The sequence below is a fragment of the Vibrio hibernica genome (assembly GCF_015223435.1).
In the GTDB taxonomy this organism is placed as follows: Bacteria; Pseudomonadota; Gammaproteobacteria; order Enterobacterales; family Vibrionaceae; genus Vibrio; species Vibrio hibernica.
The window spans coordinates 1-12,025 of record NZ_VHKO01000065.1 but is presented as its reverse complement, the minus strand read 5'-3'; the positions used below and the strand labels follow the sequence as shown (position 1 = coordinate 12,025).

Annotated in this window: 9 protein-coding genes; 4 read left to right on the top strand and 5 right to left on the bottom strand. The window is 40.9% G+C overall.

The window, feature by feature from the left end; genetic code table 11:
• Positions 1-75: 75 nt before the first annotated feature.
• Positions 76-942, bottom strand: a complete 867-nt coding sequence (locus tag FH976_RS14250; protein ID WP_194091487.1) for a MurR/RpiR family transcriptional regulator — start codon at positions 940-942, stop codon at positions 76-78.
• A gap of 313 nt (positions 943-1,255) precedes the next feature.
• On the opposite strand from FH976_RS14250, the gene FH976_RS14245 reads away from it, so the two are divergent.
• On the top strand, positions 1,256-2,149 hold the full coding sequence (locus tag FH976_RS14245; protein ID WP_194091486.1) for a dihydrodipicolinate synthase family protein: 894 nt from the start codon (positions 1,256-1,258) through the stop codon (positions 2,147-2,149).
• 152 nt (positions 2,150-2,301) lie between these two features.
• On the opposite strand, the gene FH976_RS14240 is transcribed toward FH976_RS14245, so the two are convergent.
• The 4 genes from FH976_RS14240 to FH976_RS14225 all read right to left on the bottom strand — a co-directional run bounded on the left by FH976_RS14240 (position 2,302) and on the right by FH976_RS14225 (position 8,040).
• Entirely contained in the window at positions 2,302-3,117 is an 816-nt protein-coding gene (locus FH976_RS14240) for a 3'-5' exonuclease (RefSeq protein WP_324187439.1), read from the bottom strand.
• Positions 3,118-3,119: 2 nt separating this feature from the next.
• The gene (locus FH976_RS14235; RefSeq protein WP_194091485.1) at positions 3,120-4,997 is read right to left on the bottom strand and encodes a DUF294 nucleotidyltransferase-like domain-containing protein; all 1,878 of its coding nucleotides are present in this window, start codon (positions 4,995-4,997) and stop codon (positions 3,120-3,122) included.
• A gap of 275 nt (positions 4,998-5,272) precedes the next feature.
• Positions 5,273-6,904 carry a sodium/sugar symporter gene (locus tag FH976_RS14230; protein ID WP_194091484.1) on the bottom strand — a complete coding sequence of 544 codons (1,632 nt, stop codon included), beginning with the start codon at positions 6,902-6,904 and terminating at the stop codon, positions 5,273-5,275.
• A 137-nt stretch (positions 6,905-7,041) separates the two neighbouring features.
• Positions 7,042-8,040: a substrate-binding domain-containing protein gene (locus FH976_RS14225; RefSeq protein ID WP_194091483.1), complete on the bottom strand. Its 999-nt coding sequence runs from the start codon at positions 8,038-8,040 to the stop codon at positions 7,042-7,044.
• Between the two features lie 212 nt (positions 8,041-8,252).
• Here FH976_RS14225 and FH976_RS14220 point away from each other — a divergent pair, with 212 nt between their 5' ends.
• The 3 genes from FH976_RS14220 to FH976_RS14210 all read left to right on the top strand — a co-directional run bounded on the left by FH976_RS14220 (position 8,253) and on the right by FH976_RS14210 (position 11,997).
• Positions 8,253-11,354 (top strand): beta-galactosidase, encoded by a 3,102-nt coding sequence (locus tag FH976_RS14220; protein ID WP_194091488.1) that lies wholly within the window; start codon positions 8,253-8,255, stop codon positions 11,352-11,354.
• A 79-nt stretch (positions 11,355-11,433) separates the two neighbouring features.
• Positions 11,434-11,679, top strand: coding sequence for a type II toxin-antitoxin system CcdA family antitoxin (locus FH976_RS14215; protein WP_194091482.1), 246 nt, complete (start codon positions 11,434-11,436; stop codon positions 11,677-11,679).
• Positions 11,680-11,997 carry a CcdB family protein gene (locus FH976_RS14210; protein WP_194091481.1) on the top strand — a complete coding sequence of 106 codons (318 nt, stop codon included), beginning with the start codon at positions 11,680-11,682 and terminating at the stop codon, positions 11,995-11,997. It abuts the gene before it with no gap.
• Positions 11,998-12,025: the final 28 nt, after the last annotated feature.

Sequence of the window (12,025 nt, the reverse complement as noted above, 5' to 3'; positions counted from 1 at the left end):
TAAAAATCAACGGGCATAAAAATAGCCTAAATACGATACCGTCATATTTAGGCTATAGGGAAAGCAATGGCTTGTTTAGTCATCCAAAGCCGATGTTGTCTTGATCTTATTGGCTTGAGTGTTATCGGGATCTTGTCGAACCAACAGGGTATAGATCAGATCGAGTACAAATAATTGAGATATTTTAGTCCCGATAGAATCGCCTTGTAGTTTTCCTTGACGATTACCATTCACCAAAACAAAGTCTGAATAGGATGTAATTGGTGAGCGAGGATTATGGGTGATCGCAGCGGTACTGGCCCCAGATTCTTTTGCTAATTTTAACGCTTTAGTTGTTTCTACGGAATTACCTGAATGACTAATACCAATCGCCATATCACCAGGTTGTAGAAGAGATGCCTTCATATACATAAAATGGTTATTGGTTAACGCATCAACGTTGAAACCAATTCGCATTAATTTGTTTTTAGCATCCTCTGCGGTGATCCCAGACGAACCAACACCAAAAAAGTAAATAGAACGACTATGCTTAATTTGCTCTGCTACTTTTTCTAGTGTTTCAAAATTCAATAGATTCAGTGTCTCACCTAAAACAGCATTAATTGAATTGTAGAGCTTTTGACCAATTATTTCAGCGTTATCGTTTTCAGTAACTTCGGTATCTAAAATGGATTTTTCATCTTGGTTAATGGAAGACAACTCAATCGCCAATTCCATTTTAAAATCTTGAAAGCCTTTAAACCCTAAAGTACGACAAAAACGTATTATGGTTGCTTCACCAGCGTTGACGGCGCTAGATAATTCCGCGATTGATAGTTTAGTCACTTCAAAAGAGTGCGCTAAAACGTACGTTGAGATCCGCTGAGCAGAGGGCGTTAAGCTTTCGTGTAAACTGCCTAGCATATCTAACACTTTTCCAGCTCTTAAAGATTGAGTGTGCATCGTTTTGGTTCTCTTAAGCTAAGCATAAATTGTAAGTGAAATGTAATAATACATGGTTGATAGAGTGATTGAAATAAAACTCCATTTAAGTCATTCGACGAAAGTCAAACTTTAGTCAATTTCGGTAATAGAAATAGTGTAGAAGAATCACAATTTACAAAAATGAAGGTAATTTTGAGTAAGTTTTGGTTGCAGGATGAAATATAACTCCATAGAATAAATTAAAACTCCACACTTGATGTTAAATTTGAAGTTTAACTTCTTCGGTTGTTCCTTATCATTAATTCTGACTTACTAATTTGAGATAAATATTATGGAAAAGCTAATCGGTTTAATTGCTGCGCCTCATACTCCATTTGATAATAATGGGAACGTCAATTTTTCGGTTATTGACCAAATTGCCGACCACCTAATCAAAGATGGTGTCAATGGTATCTATATTTGTGGCACCACAGGTGAGGGTATTCATTGCTCTGTTGAAGAGCGAAAAGCAATCGCTGAACGTTGGGTTGCCGCTTCTAAAGGTCAGCTTAAAATTACTGTCCACACTGGCGCTTTGAGCATTGTCGATACATTAGAATTAACTCGTCACGCGGAAACGTTAGATATTTTTGCAACTTCTGCTATTGGTCCTTGCTTCTTTAAACCAGGTTCAGTGAAAGAGCTTGTTGAGTACTGTGCAACCGTTGCGGCTGCGGCACCATCAAAAGGTTTCTATTACTACCATTCAGGTATGTCTGGTGTAAATGTTGATATGGAACAATTCTTGATTGAAGCGGACAAACGTATTCCAAACTTATACGGCCTGAAATTCAATAATGGTGATCTTTACGAATACCAACGTTGTTTACGTGCTTGCGATGGCAAATACGATATTCCATTTGGTGTCGATGAGTTCCTTCCTGGCGCTTTAGCTGTGGGCGCAATCGGCGCAGTGGGTAGTACTTATAACTATGCCGCTCCACACTTCAATCAAATTATTGCTGATTTCAATAAAGGTGATCACGCGGCAGTGATCAGTGGAATGGATAACGTTGTTGATCTCATCCGTGTTCTAGTTGAATTTGGCGGTGTTGCGGCGGGTAAAGCGGCAATGGCATTGCATAATATTGATGCGGGTGATCCACGCTTACCGTTAACACCACTAACTGCAGATCAAAAAGCTATCGTGGTAGACAAAATGCGTAACGCGGGTTTTTTAAAGTAAGCCTTTGAAATAAAAGCTAATCAATTGATATAAATAAGATGCCGTCCACGTCAAATTGAATGTGGACGGCATTTTTTAGTGTCGTCTATAACCATCATGTTGCTTATACTTCTTACTTCTTACTGCCTGCCGCTAACTGTCGATAAAAATGTTCACTGTGACTTTTGATATAAGATCCCAATTGGTTCAATGGCTTGTCCAAATAGGCGCCTTCTTTGGGCCAAAAAAAGTTCAGCGGTTGCGGTGGCATCCATTAAAGCATTATGGGCTGGGTAGTCTGGCAATTTATAATCACGGCGTAGGGCGGATAAGCGAAAATCATTTTGATAGCGCTTATTCAGTACGGTTGCTTGTTCAATTTTTAGGGTGTCTAACCAAATGAGTGGAAAATCCACCTGGTTATGGCTTAGGAAAAACTGGCTGAGAAAGCGTTTTTCTATGGTGGTGCCATGTGCGATCACTAGGCTACTTGGTAGGCTTTCAAAAAATAGCTGCATGGCTGTTTCAATCGCAATACCCTCTTTTTGTTGCTCAGGTAAAATATGATGAAGTGAGCGAGCAATATTTGTTGTTTCGGTATTATCGCTGGCATCGCTATCTTCTATAATGCTGGCGATGGCTGGTTCGTTGATAATAAAGTGCTGAGCGGTACTGAGTTTAATCACACCTTCAATAATATGAACCCAACCAATACTGACGATATGATCAGAGGTTGGATCAAGACCTGAGGTTTCAAAATCGACAACCGTAAAAGACAGCTCTTTACAATCTTGTTTTGGGGTTGGATAAGGCTGCATCAGTAAGCGTTTTAAGTGAGCGGGCAGTTGAGTTGTCGATTGTTCTAAAAGTGTTTGCCTTTGCTGCTCTAAGCGAAGCAGAGGGTGACGATTAGAAAACAAATTCATTATACCACTAAAGCTATGTTTGTTGGTTGATTGCTCAGCGTTCTTATCAAGCTTACTGGACACGATTAGCCTCCAAATTTCATTTTAATTAAATCTTGAAAGCTTGAAATGATCCGAAATGCATCCTTTAAATGTTGACGTTCAAAACTACCAAATAAATCCGGTTGTAGTTGATTATCAATCGGATCATCATTTTGTATCGCTTGTAGCTGGTGTTGATATCTTAATTGATTAACATAATGATACGTTTCACTGAGGTCTTGGTAAGTTGAATCATTAAAGACTTTTGCGTCGCGTAAAAAGTCAATTCGTTCACTGGTATTGAGGCTGCAAGCTTGAGGTATTAACTTGCCTTGGTTCATTAATGCATAAATGCGTACCAAATCGACCACGCAGCTAATGGCGGCTTTTTTGATGTTGAGTACCTTATTATTATTGCCATCTTTTTCTAATACTAGATGCTGGAAGATCCCCAATGGTGGGCGAGTTCTGAGTGCATTTCGCACCAAAGCCATAGTGAGCTGCATATTATTAGTCACCAACTTATGTCGGCAATTATCCACTTTTTCAAATAAAGCCTGATCACCATAAACGGGGCGTATTTCTAAAAAGACATTCAAATTAAGCAATAACTCGTACTCAGGGTTGGTGCTCCATTTCCGGTAGTATTCTTGCCAAATTTGCGCTTTTTGACACCATTGGTGAGTCGCCGCCATAAAACGACCGGTGCATAATGTGTAACCTAATTCCGATAACGATTTACAAATACTCATCGCAAAGTGGTTGAAGTAGATCCTATCAGACGCCGTCGCGGTATCGGCAAGAATAATGGCATTGTCTTGGTCGGAAGCTAAATGCACTTCGTTGCGAGCATGCGATCCGGCGACTATCCACGTGAAGTTACAAGGTGGTTGGCCAAAGTTTTCTATCGCTAATTCAATCAGGCGGTGAGTAAAGGCATCGTAAATCATGCTCAACACTTGCCCAACAATGGTCGGAGATGAATTACTCTGCATAATGCCTTCAAATGCAGAGTTACGTTGTTGGGATAAATCGAGCAGCTCGCTCATTGAATTGGCGTGACGAATTTTATCCAATAAGAAAATAGACTGTACGCTGTTATTTTGAATTAAATGCTGCGGAGTAATGAACCCGGTCACTTGTTTTTTATGGTTGAGAACGGGCACATTTTGAATATTGTGTTTCATCATTAATTGCACCGCAGCAATCACTAATTCATCTTCATACACGGTGTAAAGCTGCTGCGACATAATCGAGCTTATTGGATCGCAAACATTTTTCGCCTCAGCCACCACATGTTTCGTCATGTCTTTATCGGTGACCATTCCGATTAATGCTTCGTCTTTATCGACCACAAATGCACACGGCACTCCAATCACATTTCGCATTTTATGAGCGACGGCTTGAATACTGTCATTAGGAGAGACAATGGCGATAGTCGTATTAGCAATATCACTATTAGGACGAAGATATTGTGTTTGGGAGTGGTGTTTGTTGCTTTGTTTAGCATTCTCAGCGTGCAAACGTGTTTGTTGGTTAAACGCAAATTGTGCAGTGATTTGAGGATGCTCGACGAGTGCTTCGATTAAAGCATGATAATCGAAACGATAAAGTAGAGTGTTTTCTATCGCATGAATAGTGTAGCCAGGTTCCGTCGGGTTTTGGTGTAAATTAAAACCAAAAATATCCTCAGCCCCAAGTTTGGCGCGTAGACTGCCATCGAGATTATTTTGTTGTACTGTTCCGGTGCGAATAATGTAGAGGTAGGTCACATGGTCATCATGAACTAGCGTATCGTTACAACCGAGCAATAATATGTCTACCGTTTGCGCAATATCATTGAGTGCGCTTTGAGGCAGTTGGTTGAAAGGGTCAATATTTTGTAAGAAAGATACAATGTTGGGCAGTAATTCATTATTCATATTGGTCCAAACCGCTAGGTTGAAAGATAAACTTTTTGAGGGGTTATCTTAAAAAGAAAAGTTTAAAAGACAAACAATTAAAAACAAAACAACCTTAAAAAAATCCTAAAAGGCCATTCATACTTATCGTCATTGGATAATAACAATTTGTATGAATGGCCTTAAGTTAGGTGGTATAAAACCACGTTACCACTATAAATTTAATTAAAAGCAAGTCTCATTAAAAACACGCTTCATTAAAATCAAGCCTCACCAAAAGATGAGGCCAAGGAAGATTACCAGAATACCGAATACAGAACGGCAGTAATAATCATAATAATATAAGCGGCAATATTAAAGCTACGTTCGGTCACAAACATAGATGAATCTAACGCAATCGCTTTAGGATCATCATCTGTGTCAGATGAGCTCAAGCTGGTAAAGGCAATGACCGCCATCGTAAAGAGTAGCGTATAAAGCATTTGATCCATAAACGGCATATTTAGAGGCATAAATTTCAAGAACAAGGCAAATGGGATAGATAAAACAACCCCTGTTACCGCGCCTTTACTGGTTGTTTTCTTCCAGAATAAACCAAGTAGGAATACCGCTAAAATACCAGGGCTAACAAGGCCTGTGTACTCTTGAATATATTGGAATGCTTGACCAAGATTACTTAGCATTGGCGCAATTAAGCAAGCAATGATAAGAGCAACAATGGCAGAAGCTCGACCAACATTAACTAATTTATGGTCACCCGCTTTTGGTGCAATGAACTCTTTGTAGATGTCCATTGTGAAAATAGTTGCCGTTGAGTTAAGCATAGACGCTAATGATGAAACAATCGCGGCAGCAAGTGCAGCAAAAACAATCCCTTTAAACCCAACTGGTAAGAATTGAGTTAACCAAGGATAAGCTTTATCCGCGTATGCTAGAGAAGGGATGTTCACATTCGCGACATCGCCAAGTTGTGCCATTAGTTCAGGAGATGACGTAATGACATACGCGGCAATACCTGGAATAACCACAAGGAATGGAACAATTAATTTTAAGAAAGCAGCAAAGATAATCCCTTTTTGTGCTTCAGGAACCGATTTTGCCGCTAAAGTACGTTGGATGATGTATTGGTTAAAGCCCCAGTAATACAAGTTTGCTACCCATAGACCACCAATAAGAACGGCGATGCCCGGTAAGTTTACGTATTGAGGGTTGCTTTGATCTAGGATCATATTGAAGTGTTCAGGTGCCGCTTCGACCATTTTGCCCAAACCGCTGAACCAGCCATCGTCACCGCCAATGAAACCGACGGCCATGTAGGTCGTTAATAGACCACCTAATACAAGGAAGAACACTTGAATCACATCCGTCCAAACAACCGCTGAAAGTCCACCATAAATTGAATAGATTATAGCAAAAAGCGCTAATCCGACGATAGAGTACATAAGTGGAATACCAAGAATGGTTTGCAGTGCCAAGCCACCTAGGTATAAAACGGAGGTTAAGTTAACGAAAACGTACAATGCTATCCAGAATACGGCCAAAATAGTTTTTAAATTTTTATTGAAACGTTTTTCAACAAACTCAGGAATGGTATAAATACCCTTATCAATGAAGATAGGAAGAAAGTACTTACCCACGATGATTAGTGTAATCGCTGCCATCCATTCGTAAGAGGCAATGGCTAACCCGATTGAAAAACCAGAACCTGACATACCGATAAACTGTTCAGCGGAAATATTCGCAGCAATCAATGATGCACCAACAGCCCACCAAGGTAATGATTTTCCTGCTAAAAAATAATCCTCTGTACTTTTTGTGGTGCCTTTTTTATCTCTAGAAACCCAGAGGCCAACACCAATAATGATCGCGACATATATCGCAAAAACGATAATATCGATAGTACCTAACCCATTCTCTATTTCAGTCATAATATCTAACCTATCTATTTAATTGTTTTAACTGGCTAGGATTGTAAACGTTTACAATTTTTTGACGGTGACGTGCATCACAAATGAGGGGGTTCGATATAAATTTTCCTGATTCGTATTCATCACGACATGGTGGATTAGATTGAAATAACGGAAGCTCGTCTAACAAGTGTGGGAACAAACATTAAGGTATCCGTTGTGATCTCTTCTTTATTGGCCAGCTTTAATGACAACTCAGCGGCTTTTTCTGCCATTAGTTGAATAGGGTAGCGCACCGTCGTGAGTTTGGGATGAAGATATTTGGCTATTAATCCGTTATCAAAGCCAATAATAGACATGTCTTTTGGCGTTTCAATACCGTTGTCTTCTAAAACGGATAATGTGCCAGCAGCCATGTAATCGTTATAGGTGGCAATCGCGGTGATCGGAAGTCCTTTAGCTAATAGATTGGTCATCGCCAACTCACCACCTTCTTCATCAGGTGTGCCGTATTCAATATAAGATTCAGAATAAGGGAGGTTATAAGCTTTGAGTGCATCCATATAACCCGCTTTACGTTGAAAGGAGTCTTCGATGTTATGGCTAGAACAAAGATAGCCGATGTGTTTATGGCCATTTTTAATTAAATATTCGGTGGCTAAATAAGATCCGCGATGATTGTCTAAGGCGATACAGCGTTCAGCAATTTCCGGTATATAGCGATTGATGAGCACCATGCCTGGTATCTCTTTTGAAAACGCAATTAACTCTTCATTGCTCAACGCTTTACTGTGAATGATCAACGATTCACATCGATGATTGATCAATAGCTCAATCGCTTCACGTTCTTTTTTTTCAGAATGGAAACCGTTTCCAATGAGCAGATGCTTGCCATTCTGATAAGCCACTTTGTCGATAGGTTTTACCATCGCACCAAAGAAAGGATCCGATACATCGTAAACGAGTACACCCATTGTATTGGTCGATTGATTGACCAAGGCGCGTGCGGCTGCATTTGGGCGGTAACCCAGTTGGGCCATGGCTTTAGTGACTGCTTCAATTGAGGCTTTACCTGCTTTTGGGGATTTATTGAGCACTCTTGAAACCGTTGCAACTGAAACGTTCGCTTCTTTTGCAACATCTTTAATCGTAGCCATACTCGCCTTATACAATTTTTAGTGATGGTGTTGGGGGGTGAGATACTACCACCTTTTGAGACGAGAAAGTGTGGTATGTGTTGAGTCTATGAATTTAAATTTGGATCGTTTTCATAAAATGTGGCGCACATTGTGGAAACGTTTTCCAGCCTTATTTACACTTACTCCATATTTCGTATTAAACATCGAACTGAGTCAAGAGTATGAAACCAATGCCAACCTTTCTAAGTATTATTCAGCGCGGTGATTGGGAAAACCAACAGTCACTCAATATTCAGTGTTTGAAGGCGCACAGCCCACTGGCCAGTTATCGTCAAATTGATCATGCTCGTGACGCGGTTTTTCCTCAGCGTCAGTCATTAAATGGACAATGGACATTCAAATTATTCGATGCGCCAGAGCAAGTCGATGGGGATTTTATTCATCAAGCGTTTGATGATTCTCAGTGGAGTGAAATCCCAGTTCCGTCTAATTGGCAGCTGCAAGGCTATGACAAGCCGATTTATACCAATGTGAAATACCCATTTGAAGTGAATCCACCGTTTGTTCCCGAGCAAAATCCTACCGGTTGTTACCGCACACACATCACCTTATCTGCATTGGATATGACCCAGACTCAACGCATTATTTTTGATGGGGTGAATTCAGCTTTCCACCTTTGGTGTAATGGTATTTGGGTCGGTTACAGCCAAGATAGTCGTTTGCCAGCCGAATTTGATCTTTCGGATTATCTGGTTGAAGGCGAAAACACGCTGGCCGTAATGGTAATGCGCTGGAGTGATGGCAGCTATTTAGAAGATCAAGACATGTGGTGGCTGAGTGGTATTTTTCGTGATGTTACTTTGCTGGCTAAACCTAAGTATTGCATCGACGATGTGTTTATTACGCCAGATTTAGATGCCTGTTATCACCACGGCAGTTTATCGATTGTGACCTGTATTTCGGCCCCTGAGACTTACCAAGTTCAAGTGCAATTATTTGATGGTGTAAAAGCGGTGACCGATTGCCAAATTAGCCAGCCTAATAATCGCAGAATCGACGAGCGCGGTAGTTTTGATGATGTGGTTTTCCACGTTTTCCCCGTTACCGCCCCTAAAAAATGGACAGCAGAAACGCCCAATCTTTACCGTTTAGTGGTTTCTTTATTGGATGAAACTGGAAAGCATATAGAAAGCGAAGCCTATCAAGTTGGTTTTAGAAAAGTAGAGATGAAAGATGGGCAGCTAATGCTTAATGGCAAAGCGTTATTGATCCGCGGTGTGAATCGGCATGAACATCATCCTGAACTCGGGCATGTGATGACGGAAGCAGACATGATCCGTGATATCTGTTTAATGAAGCAATATAACTTTAATGCTGTTCGCACTGCCCATTATCCGAATCATCCACGTTGGTATGAACTGTGCGATCAATATGGTTTGTATGTGTGTGATGAAGCGAACATTGAAACTCACGGCATGGTGCCAATGAATCGTCTCTCTTCCGATCCACTGTGGTCGCATGCTTATATGAGCCGCTATACCCAAATGGTGTTGAGAGATAAAAATCATCCGTCGATCATTATATGGTCGCTGGGGAATGAATCGGGTCATGGCAGCAATCACAACGCCATGTACGCATGGTCGAAGCAGTTTGATCCTTCGCGTCCGGTTCAATATGAAGGGGGCGGAGCAAATACAACCGCCACCGACATCATCGCGCCGATGTATGCTCGCGTAAATACTACGATTGAAGATGAAGCCGTACCGAAATGGGCGATCAAAAAATGGATTTCTTTACCCAATGAACAGCGTCCACTTATTTTGTGTGAATACGCACATGCCATGGGAAATAGCCTCGGCAGTTTTCATGAATATTGGGATGCGTTCCGTGAATATCCTCGTCTGCAAGGTGGTTTTATTTGGGATTGGGTGGATCAAGGATTAAGCCAATGGGATGACAAAGGTCAGCATTTTTGGGCTTACGGTGGCGATTTTGGCGATACGATTAATGATCGTCAGTTTTGTATTAATGGCCTCGTTTTTCCAGATCGTATGCCGCATCCTACTTTGGAAGAAGCGAAATACTGCCAGCGTATGGTAACCGTTGATTTGGTTGAACAATCGAGTGCGAGTTGTCGTTTAAAAGTGACCAACGAGCATCTATTTCGTGCCACCGATAATGAAATCCTGCACTGGTCGTTATTAGCCGATGGCGTAGTCGTGCAGTCCGGCGCCATGCTGTTAAGTGTCGCCGCCGATGATAGCCAACTGATTGATATCGATATTCAATTTACGCCCAAATCTGACGTGCTATATCACTTAAATACGGATATTAGTTTAATTGAAGATACGGTTTGGGCGCAGGCAGGGCATATTTGTGCACCTGAGCAATTTTCTCTACGTAATGACAGTGGATTAGCCCTTCCGATTTCATTTAAAACAGACATAAGCGCGCCTGATTTAGTGATTGAAGATGGTCATATTGTAGTGACCAGTGCAGATGACAAGCATCATTGGCAGTGGAATGTTGAGTCGGGGTTGCTGACTCAATGGATGGCAGACGGTCAATCACAAATACTGCGTGGCCCAGAAGATAACTTCTATCGCGCTCCGTTGGATAACGATATTGGTGTGAGTGAAGTCGATAACATCGATCCAACCGCGTGGACGTGTCGTTGGGATGCGGCGGGCATTGGTCGCTGGGAGCGTGAATGCATTCGATGCGACAGTGAAAAACGGCATAACGGTGTGCAAGTGACCTCGACGTTTGTGTATCGATATCAGAAATCTATTCAAGCGATAACCGTTTGGACTTACACATTGAACAACCAAGGTGAAATGCACCTGAATGTTGAGGTTAAACTCGCTGACAGCTTGCCGCCAATAGCGCGTATTGGTTTGGAGTTAGAATTGCCATTCAATGCGCAATCTCATCAAATTACGTGGCAAGGGTTAGGGCCATTTGAAAACTACCCCGATAGATTGTCAGCGGCGCGGTTTGGTTTCTATTCTCAATCGCTTGATGATATGCATACGCCTTATATTTTCCCAACCGATAGCGGATTACGTTGTGGCTCAAAATGGTTACAAGTCAGCGGCCTTGAAGTGTCGGGCGACTTTTTATTTAGCATCAGTCAGTTTAGTCGGCAACAAGTGGCTGAAGCGAAACACACCAATGAGTTAGTACCAGAAGATAAGATTTATGTTCGTTTAGATCATCAGCATATGGGCGTTGGCGGCGATGATTCGTGGAGCCCAAGCGTGCATTCAGAGTTTCAGTTAACCGAAAAGCGATATACGTACAGCATGATGTTGATGCCAAGATTGGAATGAAAGCTTTGAAGTTATTTGTTAAAGGTCTTTTATGCTATATACTTCATGCACATGATTAATGCGCATAGGTGATGGTGTTATGAGAGATCAATATAATGCACAAGCAGTAAAAAAAGCGACTAATTTGACTTTAAACAGTGAACTACTCGCGGAAGCAAAACGTCTTAAAATAAACCTTTCCGCTACAATGGAAAAAGCATTGTTACAAGAAGTGAGTAAATTAAAAAGGCAAGAATGGTTAGAGCAAAATTCTGAAGCTATCCATGCTTGTAATGAACTGACCGAGAAGCACGGCCTTTTTTCTGATTCATACCGAGTATTTTAAATGTCACAATTTGCATTATATAAAAACAAAGATAAAAGCTCAGCGGCAACTTATCCATATTTTGTAGATGTTCAGAGTGATTTACTGAATAACCTAAATACTCGATTAGTTATTCCATTAACACCAATCAAATTACTTGATACGAAAGCCCCAAGTCACCTTTGTCCTACCATTCATATTGATGAAGGTGACTTTGTCATGCTAACTCAGCAGATGACAAGCGTTCCTGTCCAAATCCTAACCGATCCAATTAATGATTTATCAACGTTCAGAAATGAAATTATTGCTGCAATTGATTTTTTAATTAGTGGTATTTAATGCCTCAATTAGAGGTAAAAAATAGTTG

Excerpts from the sequence above, each read along its gene's own strand:
- FH976_RS14250 (WP_194091487.1), bottom strand. The coding sequence starts at position 942 with ATGCACACTCAATCTTTAAGAGCTGGAAAAGTGTTAGATATGCTAGGC.
- FH976_RS14245 (WP_194091486.1), top strand. The coding sequence starts at position 1,256 with ATGGAAAAGCTAATCGGTTTAATTGCTGCGCCTCATACTCCATTTGAT.
- FH976_RS14235 (WP_194091485.1), bottom strand. The coding sequence starts at position 4,997 with ATGAATAATGAATTACTGCCCAACATTGTATCTTTCTTACAAAATATT.
- FH976_RS14230 (WP_194091484.1), bottom strand. The coding sequence starts at position 6,904 with ATGACTGAAATAGAGAATGGGTTAGGTACTATCGATATTATCGTTTTT.
- FH976_RS14225 (WP_194091483.1), bottom strand. The coding sequence starts at position 8,040 with ATGGCTACGATTAAAGATGTTGCAAAAGAAGCGAACGTTTCAGTTGCA.
- FH976_RS14220 (WP_194091488.1), top strand. The coding sequence starts at position 8,253 with ATGCCAACCTTTCTAAGTATTATTCAGCGCGGTGATTGGGAAAACCAA.
- FH976_RS14215 (WP_194091482.1), top strand. The coding sequence starts at position 11,434 with ATGAGAGATCAATATAATGCACAAGCAGTAAAAAAAGCGACTAATTTG.
- FH976_RS14210 (WP_194091481.1), top strand. The coding sequence starts at position 11,680 with ATGTCACAATTTGCATTATATAAAAACAAAGATAAAAGCTCAGCGGCA.